Source organism: Pseudomonas sp. T1.Ur, from assembly GCF_023516725.1.
Taxonomy (GTDB): domain Bacteria; phylum Pseudomonadota; class Gammaproteobacteria; order Pseudomonadales; family Pseudomonadaceae; genus Aquipseudomonas; species Aquipseudomonas alvandae.
Genome location: NZ_JAMGSN010000001.1, coordinates 5,769,069 through 5,785,920 on the forward strand (window position 1 = coordinate 5,769,069; position 16,852 = coordinate 5,785,920).

Below are 16,852 nucleotides of genomic sequence, written 5' to 3' on the forward strand. Positions count from 1 at the left end.
CAGACACTTGAGTCTCAAGCGAAAGATCAAAAAATCGTCCGAACGCGGCCCGAGCCTTCGCCAGCGCCTACAGAGCCCAGCGGGAGCAAGCTCCCTCGCCACGGTGAACCTCAGGGCTTGGCCTTCGCCGGGAACAGCGCCTTCACCGCCGCATCAATCACACCCTTGATGCCCTTGCCCTTGGCATCCACTTCGCTGGCGCCACCGGAGTTGAGGTCCAGACGGCCGCCGGTGTCGATGTTGCCATTGCCACTGGCGTAGATGTTGAACGCGGTGCCCGAGATATTGATCTCGCCACTGGCATTGAACTCCAGCACGCTTTTGCCACATACCAATCGAATCTGCGAGCCCGCTTCCACGAGGTATTGGGTGCTGATGCTGTCGCTCTTGGTGCCGCCGACAAACAGGGCATCGTTGCGCTGCACCGCCCGCAGCCGGTCTTGGCCAATCCGTACGGTTTCGTTGTGACCGATGCTTTTGTTGCGGTCGTGGCCCACCGAATGGCTCTCATCCACCTCGACCACGATGTCCTGGTTGCGCTCGGCGTGGATGTACAACTGCTCCGCGCCTTTTTTGTCTTCCATGCGGATTTCATTGAAGTTCGCCGGCGTACCGCCCTTGCTCGAACGGCTTTTGGTGCCGCTCTGCGTGGCATTGGCGGGCAACGCATAAGGAACGGTTTGTTCGGCGTTATACACCCGACCGGTGATGATCGGCCGATCCGGGTCACCTTCGAGGAAGCCGACAATCACTTCCTGGCCGATGCGCGGGATCTGCACCGAGCCCCAATTCTTCCCAGCCCAGGCTTGCGAAACACGGATCCAGCACGAGCTGTTTTCGTTGGATTGGTCGTGACGGTCCCAGTAGAAATGCACCTTCACCCGGCCGAACTGATCGGTCCAGATTTCCTCGCCCTTGGGGCCGACCACCAATGCTGTCTGCGGGCCCTTGACGATGGGCCGGTGGGTGATCGCCATCGGACGAAAGCTTTGCTGGGCGTCGATGCAGGTCAGGCTGCTTTCGAACTGTGCCGAAGGCGCGCCGACGCCGCTCTCGCCGCTTTCCTGGGACAGGTAGTAACGCGCGCCGACGATCAGGTATTCACGGTTCTGGTCCTGGCGGCTGAAGCCTGTGAGGCTGAACAGATGCCCCGAGCCCAGGCCCCGGGCATTACCCGCCAGCTCGACCTGCTCATGCAAGGTCTGCAAGGCTTCGATGCGGGTGCGGGCGTAGTGTTCGCCGTCCGAACTTTGTACATAGGTGCCGGGATAGTCGTAGAGCGGATAATCGCCAGCGGTATGCGGACGGGGCATGGCCGCACGCACATCAATGTGCGCACTCGGGCGCTGGAAATCGTAATCGTTGAGCTCCAGCGAACCCGGCTGGACTTCCTGGGCCAGGTGCCAATCGTGAATATGATCGCGCTCGCGCTGCTGCTCGTTTTTGGGAAAGTAGGGCACCGATGCATAGCCGGGCGCACGGGTGTGGGCGCCATAGGCGTCGGCCATCACCAGCACATGGCGACCCTGCTCATGACGGAAAAAGTAGTAGATGCCTTCCTGTTCCATCAGGCGACTGACGAAGTCGAAACTCGTCTCGCGGTACTGCACGCAGTATTCCCACTCGCGATAGGGATGACTCAAGGCATCTTCGAAATCGGAAAAGCCCAGGTCGCGGAACACCTGCTTGATGATCTGCGGGATGGTCAGGTTCTGGAAAATCCGGCAATCGGAAGTGCGGGTCAGCAGCCACAGCCATGGTCGCAAGGTGACTTGGTAACTGGCGAACTGACCCTGGTCGACATTCTGGCTGCAACGGGCGACGATGCCGTGGAAATGCCGTTCGCCGCCGCCATCCAATTGCAGGCTGACGCACATCGGCTTGCCGAGCAGTTGGTTGAGGTCGATGGCGTTGTCCAGCGAGTGCAGCTGCAACTCATAGTTGAACAGCCGCCCCAGCTCTTCGCCGCCGCCCATGTCCTTGAGCAGCAGTACCTCAGGTCCGAGGGGGCTGGTGATCTTGGCCAGGCGGGTGGCTTGGTTGAATAACATCGGTTATCTCATCGTGATAATGGTTGCCCGCTGATTGCCTGACGACACCGGAACAACTGTGGGAGCGAGCTTGCTCGCGATGGCGGCGTGTCAGTCAACATGGACGTTGAATGTGACTGCGCTATCGCGAGCAGGCTCGCTCCCACAGGGTTTTACAGTGTTCCTGACAGTCAGGCCGCGTCGCTGAAATCGTACTTCAGTTCGTTGTCCACCGCGCTGATCCGCACGCCCGCCATCGCCTTGCCTTCAAGCATGCGGGTGAGGAACTCGCGGCTCATGTCCGGCAGCAGGCTGTTGGTCAGGATGGTGTCGATCATGCGCCCGCCGCTTTCGGTTTCGGTGCAACGCGAGACGATCAGGTCGATCACCGCGTCGTCGTAGTCGAAGGCGACTTTGTGGGTGCTCTCCACGCGCTTCTTGATGCGGTTGAGTTGCAGGCGGGTGATGGCCTTGAGCATCTCGTCGCTGAGCGGGTAGTAGGGAATCGTCACCAGGCGGCCGAGCAAGGCCGGCGGGAAAATCTCCAGCAGCGGCTGGCGCAGGGCCTTGGCGATTTCTTCCGGCTCTGGGACGTTCTGCGGGTCCTTGCAGACCTGTGCGATCAACTCGGTGCCGGCGTTGGTGGTCAGCAGGATCAAGGTGTTCTTGAAGTCGATCACCCGGCCTTCGCCGTCCTCCATCACGCCTTTGTCGAACACCTGGAAGAAGATCTCGTGCACGTCCGGGTGGGCTTTTTCCACTTCGTCCAGCAGCACCACGCTGTACGGTTTGCGCCGCACGGCTTCGGTCAGCACGCCGCCTTCGCCGTAGCCGATGTAGCCCGGTGGCGCGCCCTTGAGGGTGGACACGGTGTGGGCTTCCTGGAACTCGCTCATGTTGATGGTGATGACGTTCTGCTCGCCGCCGTACATGGCTTCGGCCAGGGCCAGGGCGGTTTCGGTCTTGCCCACGCCGGAGGTGCCGGCGAGCATGAACACGCCGATCGGTTTGCTCGGGTTGTCGAGGCCGGCGCGGGAGGTCTGGATGCGCTTGGCGATCATCTGCAAGGCGTGGTCCTGGCCGATGATGCGTTTCTTCAGGTGCTGGTCGAGGTTGAGCACGGTTTCCAGTTCGTTGCGGGCCATGCGCCCCACCGGGATACCGGTCCAGTCGGCAACCACCGAGGCCACGGCCTGGTAATCCACGGTCGGCAGGATCAGCGGGTTTTCACCTTGCAGGGCCGTCAGGCGCTGTTGCAGGTCCACCAGTTTCTCGCGCAGTTCATGACTTTCGTTGTCAGAAGCTTCGCTGTTGTCTTCGCTGTCCACCACGCCAACGCGTTCGCGCAGGGTGGCGCGGGTTTCCAGCAATTCGTCCACCAGGGTTTTCTCTTCGGCCCAGCGGCTTTCCAGCTCGGCCAAACGCTCGCGCTCGGCACTCAGCAGGCTTTCGCTGTGGGTCTGGCGGCTGCCGATGGCCACGCCAATCGCATGCTCGCGGGCGATGATCTGCAGTTCGGTTTCCAGCGCTTCGATGCGCCGGCGACTGTCGTCCACTTCGGCCGGCACGGCGTGCAGGCTGATGGCGACGCGGGCGCAGGCGGTGTCCAGCAGGCTCACGGATTTGTCCGGCAACTGGCGCGCGGGAATGTAGCGGTGGGACAGCTTGACCGAGGCTTCCAGGGCTTCGTCAAGGATCTGCACCTGATGGTGTTTTTCCATGGTCGAGGCCACGCCGCGCATCATCAGCAGGGCTTTGTCTTCCGACGGCTCGGCCACTTGCACCACTTGGAAGCGACGGGTCAGGGCCGGGTCTTTTTCGATGTGCTTCTTGTACTCGGCCCAGGTCGTCGCGGCCACGGTGCGCAAGGTGCCGCGAGCCAGGGCCGGCTTGAGCAGGTTGGCCGCGTCACCGGTGCCGGCGGCACCACCCGCACCCACCAGGGTGTGGGCTTCGTCGATGAACAGGATGATCGGTTTTGGCGAGGCCTGGACGTCTTCGATGACTTGGCGCAGGCGCTGTTCGAATTCACCTTTCATGCTCGCGCCGGCCTGCAACAGGCCAACGTCGAGGCTGCGCAATTCCACGTCCTTGAGGGACGGCGGCACGTCGCCGGCGACGATGCGCAGGGCGAAGCCTTCGACCACGGCCGTCTTGCCCACGCCGGCTTCACCGGTGAGGATCGGGTTGTTCTGCCGGCGGCGCATGAGGATGTCCACCAGTTGGCGGATCTCTTCGTCACGGCCGACGATGGGGTCGAGCTTGCCGCTGCGGGCCTGCTCGGTGAGGTCGACAGTAAAGCGCTTGAGCGCTTCCTGCTTGCCCATGGCGGCGGGGGCCATGGCGCCGCTGGCTTCACCCGGCACGGCGCCGGCGTTGAAACCGTCGCTGGCGGTCAGGGCGTTTTCCGGCGAGTCGCCGACGTATTCGTCAAAGCGTTCGCTCAGGGCTTCGACCTTGACCTTGTCGAACTCCGACGACAGGCCCAGCAGTGCGTGGCGCAGGCTCGGCGTCTTGAGGATACCCAGCACCAGGTAACCGGTGCGCACCTGGCTTTCGCCGAACATCAGGCTGCCGTAGACCCAGCCGCGTTCCACGGCTTCTTCGACATGGGAGGACAGGTCGGTGATCGACGTCGAACCCCGTGGCAAACGGTCCAGGGCTTCGGTCAGGTCGCGGGCCAGGCGCGCCGGCTCGATGTTGAACTGGCGGATGATGCGGTGCAGGTCCGAGTCCTGCAATTGCAGCAACTGATGAAACCAGTGGGCCAGTTCCACATAAGGGTTACCGCGCAACTTGCAGAACACGGTGGCGGCTTCGATGGCTTTGTAGGCCACGCTGTTGAGTTTGCCGAACAACGCGGCGCGACTGATTTCACCCATGCTCATGGCTCCTTGAGGTCTGTGAGGTGTTGGCCTGTTCGGCGTAATGCCGGGCCAGTATTAGATCGTTGGCATCTTTTTCAGGACGTCCCAGCCAGGTGTTGAAGCCCAGGCGGAAACGGCCATTGAGTTGTAGTGCGGGCACTTCGGGTTGTTCCAGGACCAGGTTCAGGTCCCAGTCCAGCTCGTGGCCCAGGTATTCGGCGACCCAGGCCACCAGCTCGTTGAACGGTTGGCTGCCGGGCAGCATGCCCATGTAGTCGACGAGCTTGAGCGGCCCCAGGCGAATGCGGAATTTGTGCTGGCGATCCCAGACGAACCGGCCCAGGCAGAAGTCCACGCCCAGTTGAGCGTTGACACCGACGCGGCTGCGTTCCGGCAGCTCCAGCCATTGGCCGACGTATTCTTCGATTTCCACCGGCAGGCCGAAGTACTCGCTGAGGATCGCCTTCAAACCGTCCGGGTAGCGGGTTTGTGCCGAGAGGTGGCCGCTGTAGTGCAGCTTCGCCGTGTCGGGGATCAGCCCCTGGTTGAGCAGGCTCGGCATCCCCCGGCCACTGAGTGCCGCCAGGCGCGCCGACCAATAGTCATCGTCCGGGCGATCATGGCTGACCGTTGGCCGCGCTTCGGCCCAGGCCCGATAGAACAGGCTGAGCAGGCGATGGTGGAACACGTCGAGGAAGCGCTTGCTGGTGCTGTCGCCATTGTTGCGCTGGCGTTCGCGCACGTACTCGGTGATGTGCAGCGGCATCGGGCCGTTGGGGCCGCCGAGGCCGAAGAAGAACTGCTCCAGGCGCGCGGGCGCGCCGTCCACGCCCGGTTGCACCGAGGCCAGGGTCGCGGGGGCGAAGGTGCACTCGGCCTGTTGCCCCAGGCGCAACGGGTCATCGGCCAGGCGCAGGGAATGGCCCAGGCGCGGCAGTTCGGGGGTCTCGCATTCGATGCGCCGCAACGCCTGGAAGAAGTCGTATTCCCAGGGTTCCTGGTGCATCGCTTCCAGGGTACTCACAGGGTCGGACGACGTCCGGGCTTGGCTTTCCATCGCATGATCTCGCCGCGTTCGGTGGTACGGATCACCGTCTCGGTAAAACTGTTGATCGACACGTAGCGTGCCAGGAAGCGTTCCAACACCGCGCCGAGCAGGAACACCCCGGTGCCGCGAAACGCGTTTTCGTCGAATTCCAGGGTGATCTCCAGGCCACGCCCGAAGACGATCGGGCCGGGCATCGGCAGGCGCCGGGTGCAGGGCTTGCTGCTGACTTCGCGCAGGCCTTCGATCTGCAATTGCAGCGCCGCGTCGTTGCTGTCGCCGTACAGGCGCAGCAGTTCGCGCAGGGCGGCGGCGCCTTGGCCTTGTTCGCTCAACGACAGGTAGTTCAGCGACAACTGGCTGATCAACCGCCAGGCCTTGGCGTCGTGGGCGTGGCTGGCCCGCGGCCGACTCGGCCCGGCGACGCAGCGTACCGCGCCCACCGGGGCACTGTCGGCCAGGGTGAAGTCGGTCTTGCCGTTGCCCACGCTCATGAACAGCGGCAGGTCGCGATTGGTACACAGCGCGGTCACGCCCAGTTGGCGCAAGTCGTGGCGGTAGGGCGCTTGCTGGCTGTCCACCAGGCTGACGAAGGTCTCGCTGCCGACGTAGGTCGAGCGCGGGCCGTTGCGGCGCTGGTCGCTGGACAGCACGCGGGGTTCGCGCCGTACGGTGTAATAGGCCTTGTCGCGACCATAGCGGGACGGATCGCGCACGGCATAAAACGGCAGGAACGGTTGCTCCGGCCCGGTGCCGTGGCCGGTCAGCCCGGTCAGCGAATGCACTTCGAAATCCATCGGCCGGGTGCGGTCGGCAATCACGTGGTGTTCGTTGACCCGGTCCGACAAGTGAATGCGGTCCAGGCGCTTGGGAAACAGGTTGATGGCCGGGGTGCAGAACGGCAGGAACTGCGAAGCGCCGACGCTGCCTTCCAGGCTTGGATCGTGGCGGTCGAACAGCACGATCAGTTCCAGCTCCTGGCCTTCGCAACGCTTGACCGCACGGCTGAGCTGGGTGAAATCGACGAACAGGAAACGGTGGGGCAGGGCGAAGTATTCCTGCAACAGCCGATAGCCCTGGAACGCTCGCGACACCACCGGCAGCGCGGCCTCGGCGTCATCGAAACCCTGGGAGCGCAACGCATCCTGCGGCAGCCGTTCGACCCAATTGCCGCCGGGCTGGCGCGCGAACACCGCGCAGGCGTTACCCAACAGTTGCTCGTAAAGGCGGAAGGGTTGTTCGTCTGCACCGCTGAGGTACAGCGGCAGGTTGTCCAGGGCCAGGCTGTTGAATGGCAGTTCGGCGCCGGTGCGCAAGGTCAGGCGCAGGCCGGCCTTGGCTTTCGGTTCGCTGGCGGCCAGGCGCCCGAGCACGGCGGACGGATTGCCGAAATACTCGGCCTGGCTGACCTGCAACGGCCACAACGTCACCGCGTGGGCGGTGCGGTACTCGCAGCAGGTCTGGGATTCGCGACCCAGGGCGGCGCGCAGGATGGTATCGCGGGGCAGCGGGAAACCACTGCTCAGCGAGCCTTCGTCCGGGTCGGCCTGCATCTGCACCACGGTCATCGACGGCGTCGGCGCCAGGTAATGCGGGTAGGCGATTTCCAGCAGGTTGTGGGTGAAGGTCGGGTACTCGGCGTCGAGCTTGAGTTGCACCCGCGCCGTCAAATAGGCGAAGCCTTCCAGCAAACGCTCGACATACGGGTCGGCGCAGTCCATGCCGGCCAGGGTCAGCCGGCTGGCGATCTTGGGGTATTCCTTGGCGAACTCCGCGGCGCTTTCGCGCACGTGGTGCAGTTCCTGGTTGTACAGCTCCAGCAGGCGCGGGTTCATGGGCGTCTCCGCTGGTCGGCGTTGACCACGCGCACGTGGCCGGTCTCCAGGTCCAGGTCGGTTTGCAGCATCAGGCGCAGCGGCACCGGTTGTGCCCACAGGTCGCCTTCGATCTCGAAGCTCAGGGCGTTGTGGTTCATCTCGGCCGTCGCCCGGGCCCGCACGCGCAAGGTGTGGCGCAAGATGCGCGGCTCGAACGTGGCGATCGCCTGGTGAATCAAGGTTTCCAACGCGGGGACGTCAACGTTCGACGCACTGTTGCCCGCCAGCGCCGGAAGCCCGAAGTTCACCACCGACGTGCCCGCCGCCGTGTGCAGCGTGGCATCGTCGTCGAGCAGCGACGTGGTGTTGAGCAGCCATGCGAGGTCACGCAGCACCGAGGCTTTCAATTGGGTCAGGGAGAGCACGCGCTTGTCGGCGCTTTCCTTGGGATTGGTCGGATCGTCGTCGGTCAACCGGTCCAGCAGGGACGGTTGCAGGCGATCGCGGGTGGCGATTTCGGTTACCAAGTGAAAAGGGCCACGAAGTTTTTCTGATCAAGGGCACCGGCCATGCAACGACCGCCACCGGCCACCATCGATGCCTCCAGACGGCCCTCGATTTGTCTGATGGCTTGGTATTGAGAGCGGCATTCAGTGCTTGGCGCCGGTTCTGGTTCGAAGTGCTGCACGATGATGATCAAGGCGTTGTTAAAGCGTTCGACGCGTGGCAAGCCTTTGCGGTCGACGCTCAGGTGGCAGGGCCACGGCATGTCCAGGGTAAGCAGGCTTTGGTCCGGCTTGCGCAAGGCGCAGCGGTTGTCGTGGCGTTCCAGGGTCAGGACCTCACCGGCGAGATCGACCTGAACGGTTTGTGCAGCCGGCGAATCGGTTTGCTCGGCGCAGGCGTTCAGGCTCAGGAGGAGACCGCCCGACAACGCCGATAGCAGCGCTCGTCTGATCATGTCAGCTCCCAGAACCAGACTTGCTTGGAGCGATGAGCCTGATCGGCGAACTCGCCGGTGACCCTGCCGCGATTCCATAGGTCGATATGGTCACCGGTGCGCGCTTCCTCGGATTGCCCGAACCGAGCAAAACAGTCCTTGAAGAAAATAATGCCAGTCTTCTGATTGAGGGTGCGGCGATCCTCCGCGCTTCCCGTCAGAATCTTTGGGCGACCCAGGTGGTGACGCCAAAGCCAGTTAGCCAGCGACTCCGCACCCCGCGCATGTTCATGCGCACATTTGGGTTCGCTGTAAGTCGACTTGTTGACCTTGATCGTTTTTTCCGCATTGAGCGTGATGCTCATCCGGATAGCGCATTGATTGTCCCAAGGCCCATCACAAGGTGTTGAGGTCGTGGGATAGCTGTTCCACAAATTGATAAACGCAGGCTTGGCCATGACTCAGATACCGGAGGGGAAAGGATTGGTTGCGAGCAAGCACCAAACACCCCCGGCGCGTGGCGCCGGGGGCGTGTTCGATTACACCTTGACGTTCTGACGGATGTTCCAGCCGAACTTGACCGGGCCGCCTTCCTTGGTGCCGTCGGCTTTCTGTGGCTGGTAGTCCACCAGCACCTTGGCGAAGTTCAGGGTGACGTTTTCGGTCAGGCGATCATCGCTGCCCGAGCCGCCAGTGCTCAGGGACGTGATCAGCACTTCTTCCAGGTTGATGATCATGTACTCGACCTGGCTTTCGCCACCGGCCTTGCGCACGGTCAGCTTGACCTTGTCGACGTGCTTGCCGCTGGCGCAGTGCATCATCAGGTTCGGCGAAGCCTTGTCGACGTACTTGGTCAGCGACAGGTCCTGGATGCTCACCTTGCCCGCGCCACCGCCGCTGCCGACGTGCATGTTGCCGGACTGGGACATGCCCCAGCTCCAGTTCAGGACTTCGATCTCGTCCTTGTGGGCCTTGTCCATGGACTCGCCCTTGATGTCGCCAATCTTGATGAAAATATCAACAGCCATGTTTTCTCCCTGTGTGGTCTCTACCACATTGTTTGGTTGACGCTGACCTTGCGAAATAAGGTGTTCAGAACAGCCACGGTGATCTCTTGTGGGAGCGAGCTTGCTCGCGATAGCGGAGTGTCAGATGCAAACATGACAACTGATCCGCCGCCATCGCGAGCAAGCTCGCTCCCACATTGGCTTTGTGCCGTTCAGTAAATCTTTACGCGCCCTTGGCCGACGGCAGTTTCGATACCAGGCGCAGCGACACGGTCAGCCCTTCGAGCTGGTAGTGCGGGCGCAGGTAGAACTTGGAGTTGTAGTACCCCGGGTTGCCTTCGACTTCTTCGACGATCACTTCGGCGGCAGCCAGTGGATGCTGGGCCTTGGTGGTCTCGGTGGAGTGCGCCGGGTCGCCGTCGACGTAGTTGAGGATCCAGTCCTGCAACCAGCGCTGCATCTCGTCCTTCTCTTTGAAGGAACCGATCTTGTCGCGCACGATGCACTTCAGGTAATGGGCGAAACGGCAGGTGGCGAACAGGTACGGCAGGCGCGCGGCCAGGTTGGCGTTGGCGGTGGCGTCCGGGTCGTCGTATTCGGCCGGTTTCTGCAGCGACTGGGCGCCAATGAACGCGGCGAAGTCGGTGTTTTTCTTGTGCAGCAGCGGCATGAAACCGTTCTTCGCCAGTTCCGCTTCACGGCGGTCCGAAATAGCGATCTCGGTCGGGCACTTCATGTCCACGCCACCGTCGTCGGTCGGGAACGTGTGGGCCGGCAGATTTTCCACTTCACCGCCCGACTCCACGCCACGGATGCGCGAGCACCAGCCGAAGTGTTTGAAGGAACGGTTGATGTTCACCGCCATCGCGTAGGCAGCGTTGGCCCAGGTGTACTTGGAGCTGTCGGCGCCGTCGGTGTTTTCTTCGAAGGCGAAGGCTTCCACCGGGTCGGTCTTGGCGCCATACGGCAGGCGCGCCAGGAAACGTGGCATGGTCAGGCCGATGTAGCGCGAGTCTTCCGATTCACGCAGCGAACGCCAGCCGGCGTATTCCGGGGTGGTGAAGATCTTGGTCAGGTCGCGAGGGTTCGACAGTTCCTGCCAGGAGCCCATGCCCATCACGGTTGGCGAAGCAGCGGCAATGAACGGTGCGTGCATCGCGGCGCAGACTTTCGACAGCTCGCCCAGCAGTTCCACGTCCGGTGGCGACTGGTCGAAGTAGTAGTCGCCCACCAGGCAGCCGTAAGGCTCGCCGCCGAACTGGCCGTATTCTTCTTCGTACATCTTCTTGAAGATCGGGCTCTGGTCCCACGCGGTCCCCTTGAATTTCTTCAGGGTCTTGTGCAGGTCAGGCTTGGAGATGTTGAGCACGCGGATCTTGAGCTGCTCATCGGTCTCGGTGTTGTTGACCAGGTAGTGCAGGCCACGCCAGGCGCTTTCCAGTTGTTGGAAATCCGGGTGGTGGATGACCTGGTTGACCTGGGCGGTGAGCTTGGCGTCGATGGCGGCGATGATCGACTCGATCGACTTGATGGCGTCGTTGGACACCAGGTCGGTCTGCGCCAGGGCCTGTTCGGCCAGGGTGCGCACGGCGGTCTCGACGGCTTCGCGGGCACGTTCGGTCTTGGGTTTGAATTCTTGCAGCAACAGCGAGGCGAACTCGCTGGTTTCTTCGGTGGCGCCCAGGTTCTGGGGCTGATTGTCGCGTACCAAATCGTTCATGATCGTTAGTCCTTAAGCCTTGGGCTCTGCGTCGGCGGGCTTCGGCGCGCTCGCCAGGGCCTGCAGCAGCGCTGGGTCCTTGATCGCCTTCATGATGATTTCCTCGGCGCCGGTCTTGCCGTCCATGTAGGTCAGCAGGTTGGCCAACTGAGTGCGCGCTTCGAGCAGCTTGTTCAGCGAATCGACTTTGCGCGCCACGGCTGCCGGGCTGAAGTCGTCCATGCTTTCGAAGGTCAGGTCCAGGCTCAGGTTGCCTTCGCCGGTCAGTTCGTTAGGCACGTGGAACGCCACGCGCGGCTGCATGGCCTTGAGGCGCGAGTCGAAATTGTCGACGTCGATCTCGAGGAACTTGCGATCGGCCACCGGTGCCAGAGGCTCGGCGGGCTTGCCGGCGAGGTCGGCCATGACGCCCATGACGAAGGGCAACTGGACCTTTTTCTCGGCGCCGTAGAGCTCGACGTCGTACTCGATCTGCACTCGAGGCGCGCGGTTGCGCGCGATGAATTTCTGAGAACTTTGCTTCGCCACGTTGCTGCTCCTGGTCGCTTGAGCGACGGTGTTGGCGTCATCGGGGGTACCTATGACGTGACTGCGTGATCCGCTCGCTTTTTATTCGCTTTCCGGGCCGCGCAGGTTTTCAAATTGACTCATGCCGTCGGGAATCAGATTGCGCACGATCGCCGCGAAGTCGGCGTGCACCAGATTCTTCGCCCGGTTCAACAGCACCGGCAGCGGGCTGGAGGGCTCGTGGCGGGTGTAATACGCCAGGATCCGGTCCAGGCTGCGCAGCACGTCGTCACGGTTGTTGATTTCCCCCGGGACGGTATTGCTGCGCGGCGCGCTCGGTGCGCTGGTGTGTTCAGCCGGCGCGGTGTGGTCGGGTTCGACGGGATCGGCAAGGTCGCTGTCGCCGCTCTGCGGGGCGAACTGACCGAGAATCTGCAGGGCCATCTTCAGCGGCTGTTTCAACGGGCCGAGGTCCACGCCCTGGGCGGAACCGACCTGGTCGCTGACTTGCTGTTCGATGGCTTCGGCGGCGCCGCGGGCTTCGAGCAGGGCGGCGCGGATGGTTTCCAACTGCTCGGGATCGCTGTCGAGCAGGGCCCCGGCAAGCTGTTCGGCGCCGAGGCTTTCATCGGCAAAACTCTGCAAGCCGCTGGCATTGGCGGCGGCGCGCAGGCTGACGGCACCGAATGTCCGTGAGCGGGCCAGGATGCTTTCGCGCAGCAAGCGAATGGTGACGTCCGAGGTCAGGCCGGCGAGGGCATTGATGCGCACGGTGGGGTCGTTGTCGTCATCGGCGTCCAGGCGCGGATGCAGATCAGCCCAATACTGCTTGAGCAGTTCGCTGATCAGCGTCAGTACGCGGGCCAGGCCGGGAATGCCTTCCAGGGCCAGGGAGCTTTGCAACAGGAAATGGGTGATGCGCAGGTCTTTGCTGCGTTGCAGCAGGTCCAGGCTCTGCTGCTGGATGCTGCGCCACTCGGGAGGTTCGGCAGGCAGGATCGAGTCGCCCATGCTGCGCTCGGGTTGGCCCCGAGAGTCGCGTTCCAGGCGCAAGAAATCCGCGTCATATTCCAGGTCTTCACCGCAAGGCGAATTCGCGGAAACGGCGGCGAGCAACAAAGGCACATCCACTTGGATCGATCTCCCTATCACCCGCTGAAGAAGTCGGGCAGTGCACACGCAAGTTTCGGATGAAACTCCACATGTTCCTTGACGATAATGGCGCTATAAGTGCGAGATGATCTTAAAGTGCCATCATGTATATTCAAGAAGTTGTGCATTTTTGGTGTAGTACTTATCCGTTGTCAAGGTAAGCTATTTCGCCGATGTGACAGTTGTGAGGTGCTTAACAACCCGCGCGACCCACGGGTCGAAGCGCGCACCGATGCAGGGTTTTTGTCATGCGGGCCGGTTAAGATCAGCAATCATGCTGGCAAAAAGCCGTTTCGGGTTGTTTGCAAGGCGTGTGGCGCATAGCCGGCGTCGGTCCCAATGTATCGTCGGCGACAAGAAGTATTCAGCAAGGAGGCGAGATGCCGCTGTGTTTGACTATCACTAGTTATCACAAGATTACCCCCGGACAGTGCTCTGAAAAGACCTTGGGCCAGGGAGTGATGGCAATTGGCCGCAATTCCGATAATGACTGGGTATTACCGGATCCGGAGCGCCTGGTCTCGGGCAAACATTGCGTTATCCAATATAAGGATGGGCGCTATTACTTGACCGATAACAGCACTAACGGTGTGGAATTGGTCAAGGCCGGCATTCGCCTGCGCAAAGGTAATAGCGAGCCGTTGCAGGACGGCGAAGTGATCCGCATCGGTGACTACGAGATCCAGGCGCGGGTGGACTTCGACCTGCCGATGACCGACAGCAACCCGTTCGCCGAAGCCCCCAGCAGTTTCGAAGCCTTGATGGGGCGCCAGAGTGCCCCGGTGCAAACGCCTTCGCCAATGCCCGTGAGCACGCCGGCGCATTTCCAGGGCGTGTCGTCGATGGACACGTTGCCGGACCTGTTCGACTTTCTCGCGCCGACCAGCGTCCCGCCGGCCACCCAGCCGGACCACGTGCCGGCCGAGCAACACGATTTCCGTCCACCTACGCCGATCCCGCGCCCGAGCCCACCGCCGGTGGCTGAGCCAGTGTTCGAGCCGGTGGCCGTGACGTCCGCACCGGTCATCCCGGATGACTGGGACCCGTTCAGCGACAAGCCCGTGGCGGTGGCGCCGATGCCTGTCGCGCCGCTGCCTGAGCCGGTTTCCGTGCCGCCGTTGCCGGTGCTTGAGCCGGTACCCCCTCCGCCGATCCCCGTGGTTGAAGTTGTTGCGCCGATTGAATCCGCGCCACAGCAAGAAGCGCCGGTCAGCCGTGTCGAGCCGACAGCCACCCCGGCGCAAACCTCGCCACCCGACCTGCTCCAAGCCTTCCTGCGCGGCGCCGGGCTGGACCAGTTGCGCCTGGACAAGGCCAACGCCGAAGCCCAGATGGAAAGCATCGGCCGCAGTTATCGGTTGATGGTCGAAGGCCTGATCGATGTACTGCGCGCCCGCAGCAGCCTCAAGGGTGAATTCCGCATCCAGCAGACGATGATCCAGCCGGTGGAAAACAACCCGCTGAAATTCGCCCCCAATGTCGACGAAGCGCTGCTGTTGCTGCTGCGCCATGGCAACCAGGCGTTCATGGCGCCGGACGCGGCGGTGCGCGACAGCTTCGATGATTTGCGTGCCCACCAACTGGCGGTGATGGCCGGCGTGGAAGCGGCGATCAAGCATTTGCTGGCGCGTTTCGAACCGGCGCAACTGGAAGAGCGCATGGGCAAGCCCGGTGGGCTGTCGGGTATTTTCAGCGGCTCGCGACAGGCCCAGTACTGGCAGCAATTCACCGAGCTCTACAGCAACATTTCCCGGGAAGCCCAAGAGGATTTCCAGGACCTGTTCGGTCGCGAATTCAGCCGCGCCTACGAAGAGCACAGCACACGACAGCGACGCCGTTGAGCGCCGCCGTCTTATAACAACACTGATCAAGTCAACAACGGATAGCTCAAACGTCATTGAGGACGCAGGATGATTCCCAGGTTTTTACTCGCAGTCGCCGCAGCGCTTCTGCTGACGGCGTGTGCCAAGGATGCGGCCCAACCCCAGCCCGAAGAAGCTGAGGCCGACACCGCCGCCATCGAGTTGCATTTCCATGCCATTGCCGGCCTCAACCCCGGCGCCACCGGCCAGCCGGCCCCGGTCCGGGTGCGCATTTTCGAACTGAAAAATGCCGCGACCTTTGGCCGTTCGGATTATTTCGCCCTGGCCGAGCGAGCCCAGGCCACCCTCGGCGCCGACCTGATCGACCAGGACGAAGTGCTGATCCAGCCCGGCCAGCAATTGAGCCTGCAACGCGACCTTGACCCTTCCACGCGACACATTGGAATCCTGGTGGGCTATCGCGAGCTGGACCAGTCGCTGTGGCGCACGGTGATGAATGTCCCGGCGCGCGAATACACCGAATACCAGATCAGCCTCGACGTGCGCGCCGTGCGCAGCGCCGTCGTCGTTACCCCATCCAGCCCTGCCCAATAAGCAATCGGAGCCCCCATGTCCTGGAACAATCGTGTGGTCTGGTCGGAAGGCATGTTCATTGGAACGCAGCACTTCCAGCAGCATGACCGTTACCTGGAAAACCTCATCGACGCACGCAGCCGCCCCCTGTCGGCCGGCGCCTGGGGTTTTTCCGAATTGCTGATCGACCAGGGCCTGCTGGCCCAGGGCAAGCTGGCGATCATTTCGGCACGCGGCCTGCTGCCGGACGGCACGCCGTTCAACATTCCCCAGGACGACCTGGCGCCAACGCCGCTGAACGTCGACGACAACCTGCGCGATGGCCTGGTCTACCTGGCCTTGCCGCTCAAGCGCGCCGGTGCCCGCGACACGGTGGACGAAGGCGAGGACCTCGGCGCCGCACGTTATGTGAGCCAGGTGTGCGAAGTGCGCGACGACAACGCGCCGTTCGAGAACCGCGCGCCGGTGGCCCTCGGTTCCCGGGCGTTGCGCTTGTTGACCGAACAGGATGGCATTGGCGACTACGCCGCGATTGGCGTGGTGCGCATCAAGGAAAAACGTGCCGACCGTGCGTTGGTGCTCGACGATGCCTACATCCCGCCGCTGCTGGATGTCATCGCCTCCAAGCCGCTGGCGGCGTTCCGCAGCGAACTGCTGGGCCTGCTCCATCAACGCGGCGAAGCCCTGGCCGGGCGAGTGGTGGCCTCGGGGGCCGGTGGCGCCTCGGAGATCGCCGATTTCATGCTGCTGCAACTGGTCAACCGCGCCCAGCCGCTGATCCAGCACCTGAGCCAGCTGAGCCCGCTGCACCCCGAGCGTTTCTACAGCGAACTGGTCAGCCTGGCCGGCGAGTTCTCGACGTTCACCGCCTCCGGGCGACGACCGCAGCAATACCCGCCTTACCAGCACGATGACCTGGCGCTCAGCTACGCGCCAGTGATGCAGGCCCTGCGTGAAGCGCTGTCGATGCTGATCGACAGCAAGGCGACGCCGATCCCGATTGTCGAGAAAGCCTACGGCATCCACGTGGCGATGCTCGCCGACAAGACGTTGCTCGACAGCGCCAGCTTCATCCTCGTGGTGCGCGCCGATGTGCCGGCCGAAACCCTGCGTGGCCGCTTCGGCCAGCAGAGCAAGGTCGGTTCGGTGGAGCACATCCGCGACTTGGTCAACCTGCAACTGCCGGGCATCGGCCTGCTGCCGTTGCCGGTGGCGCCACGGCAACTGCCGTACCACGCCGGTTCCACCTATTACGAATTGGACCGGGGCAGCGACCACTGGCAGCAACTCAGCAACTCCGGTGGCTTTGCGTTCCATATCGCCGGCCAGTTCCCAGGGTTGAACCTGGCGTTCTGGGCGATCCGAGGATAA

General features: G+C 62.8%; 14 protein-coding genes. 3 read left to right on the plus strand and 11 right to left on the minus strand.

Going from position 1 to position 16,852, the window contains the following annotated elements:
- Positions 1-110 precede the first annotated feature (110 nt).
- The 11 genes from M8Q45_RS25465 to tssA all read right to left on the minus strand — a co-directional run bounded on the left by M8Q45_RS25465 (position 111) and on the right by tssA (position 13,064).
- On the minus strand, positions 111-2,051 hold the full coding sequence (locus M8Q45_RS25465; RefSeq protein WP_249876880.1) for a type VI secretion system Vgr family protein: 1,941 nt from the start codon (positions 2,049-2,051) through the stop codon (positions 111-113).
- Positions 2,052-2,221: 170 nt separating this feature from the next.
- Complete coding sequence (gene tssH, locus M8Q45_RS25475; protein WP_249876881.1) at positions 2,222-4,912, minus strand: type VI secretion system ATPase TssH; 2,691 nt, start codon at positions 4,910-4,912, stop codon at positions 2,222-2,224.
- A complete protein-coding gene (gene tssG / locus M8Q45_RS25480) occupies positions 4,905-5,954 on the minus strand; it encodes a type VI secretion system baseplate subunit TssG (RefSeq protein ID WP_249876882.1) in 1,050 nt (349 codons plus the stop codon). Before tssG ends, tssH begins: the two co-directional genes overlap by 8 nt.
- Entirely contained in the window at positions 5,918-7,777 is a 1,860-nt protein-coding gene (tssF, locus tag M8Q45_RS25485) for a type VI secretion system baseplate subunit TssF (RefSeq protein ID WP_249876883.1), read from the minus strand. The genes tssG and tssF overlap by 37 nt, the downstream gene beginning before the upstream one ends.
- Entirely contained in the window at positions 7,774-8,286 is a 513-nt protein-coding gene (tssE, locus tag M8Q45_RS25490) for a type VI secretion system baseplate subunit TssE (protein ID WP_030138236.1), read from the minus strand. The genes tssF and tssE overlap by 4 nt, the downstream gene beginning before the upstream one ends.
- Entirely contained in the window at positions 8,280-8,720 is a 441-nt protein-coding gene (locus M8Q45_RS25495) for a hypothetical protein (RefSeq protein ID WP_249876884.1), read from the minus strand. Before M8Q45_RS25495 ends, tssE begins: the two co-directional genes overlap by 7 nt.
- On the minus strand, positions 8,717-9,157 hold the full coding sequence (locus M8Q45_RS25500) for a type VI secretion system amidase effector protein Tae4 (protein WP_249876885.1): 441 nt from the start codon (positions 9,155-9,157) through the stop codon (positions 8,717-8,719). The genes M8Q45_RS25495 and M8Q45_RS25500 overlap by 4 nt, the downstream gene beginning before the upstream one ends.
- 81 nt (positions 9,158-9,238) lie before the next feature.
- Positions 9,239-9,727 (minus strand): Hcp family type VI secretion system effector, encoded by a 489-nt coding sequence (locus M8Q45_RS25505; RefSeq protein ID WP_249876886.1) that lies wholly within the window; start codon positions 9,725-9,727, stop codon positions 9,239-9,241.
- A 202-nt stretch (positions 9,728-9,929) separates the two neighbouring features.
- Complete coding sequence (gene tssC / locus M8Q45_RS25510; RefSeq protein WP_030138240.1) at positions 9,930-11,426, minus strand: type VI secretion system contractile sheath large subunit; 1,497 nt, start codon at positions 11,424-11,426, stop codon at positions 9,930-9,932.
- A gap of 12 nt (positions 11,427-11,438) precedes the next feature.
- A complete protein-coding gene (gene tssB / locus M8Q45_RS25515) occupies positions 11,439-11,954 on the minus strand; it encodes a type VI secretion system contractile sheath small subunit (RefSeq protein WP_025216163.1) in 516 nt (171 codons plus the stop codon).
- A gap of 81 nt (positions 11,955-12,035) precedes the next feature.
- Positions 12,036-13,064, minus strand: a complete 1,029-nt coding sequence (tssA, locus tag M8Q45_RS25520; RefSeq protein WP_249876887.1) for a type VI secretion system protein TssA — start codon at positions 13,062-13,064, stop codon at positions 12,036-12,038.
- Positions 13,065-13,465: 401 nt separating this feature from the next.
- Between tssA and tagH the strand changes: the two genes are divergently transcribed.
- From tagH to tssK, 3 genes are all read left to right on the plus strand, one after another.
- A complete protein-coding gene (tagH, locus tag M8Q45_RS25525; protein ID WP_249876888.1) occupies positions 13,466-14,926 on the plus strand; it encodes a type VI secretion system-associated FHA domain protein TagH in 1,461 nt (486 codons plus the stop codon).
- 69 nt (positions 14,927-14,995) lie between these two features.
- Positions 14,996-15,502, plus strand: a complete 507-nt coding sequence (tssJ, locus tag M8Q45_RS25530) for a type VI secretion system lipoprotein TssJ (protein WP_249876889.1) — start codon at positions 14,996-14,998, stop codon at positions 15,500-15,502.
- 15 nt (positions 15,503-15,517) lie between these two features.
- The gene (gene tssK, locus M8Q45_RS25535) at positions 15,518-16,852 is read left to right on the plus strand and encodes a type VI secretion system baseplate subunit TssK (RefSeq protein WP_003206916.1); all 1,335 of its coding nucleotides are present in this window, start codon (positions 15,518-15,520) and stop codon (positions 16,850-16,852) included.

Coding starts and splice junctions, on each gene's coding strand:
- M8Q45_RS25465 (WP_249876880.1), bottom strand. CDS start 2,051: ATGTTATTCAACCAAGCCACCCGCCTGGCCAAGATCACCAGCCCCCTC.
- tssH (WP_249876881.1), bottom strand. CDS start 4,912: ATGGGTGAAATCAGTCGCGCCGCGTTGTTCGGCAAACTCAACAGCGTG.
- tssG (WP_249876882.1), bottom strand. CDS start 5,954: ATGGAAAGCCAAGCCCGGACGTCGTCCGACCCTGTGAGTACCCTGGAA.
- tssF (WP_249876883.1), bottom strand. CDS start 7,777: ATGAACCCGCGCCTGCTGGAGCTGTACAACCAGGAACTGCACCACGTG.
- M8Q45_RS25495 (WP_249876884.1), bottom strand. CDS start 8,720: ATGATCAGACGAGCGCTGCTATCGGCGTTGTCGGGCGGTCTCCTCCTG.
- M8Q45_RS25500 (WP_249876885.1), bottom strand. CDS start 9,157: ATGGCCAAGCCTGCGTTTATCAATTTGTGGAACAGCTATCCCACGACC.
- M8Q45_RS25505 (WP_249876886.1), bottom strand. CDS start 9,727: ATGGCTGTTGATATTTTCATCAAGATTGGCGACATCAAGGGCGAGTCC.
- tssC (WP_030138240.1), bottom strand. CDS start 11,426: ATGAACGATTTGGTACGCGACAATCAGCCCCAGAACCTGGGCGCCACC.
- tagH (WP_249876888.1), top strand. CDS start 13,466: ATGCCGCTGTGTTTGACTATCACTAGTTATCACAAGATTACCCCCGGA.
- tssJ (WP_249876889.1), top strand. CDS start 14,996: ATGATTCCCAGGTTTTTACTCGCAGTCGCCGCAGCGCTTCTGCTGACG.
- tssK (WP_003206916.1), top strand. CDS start 15,518: ATGTCCTGGAACAATCGTGTGGTCTGGTCGGAAGGCATGTTCATTGGA.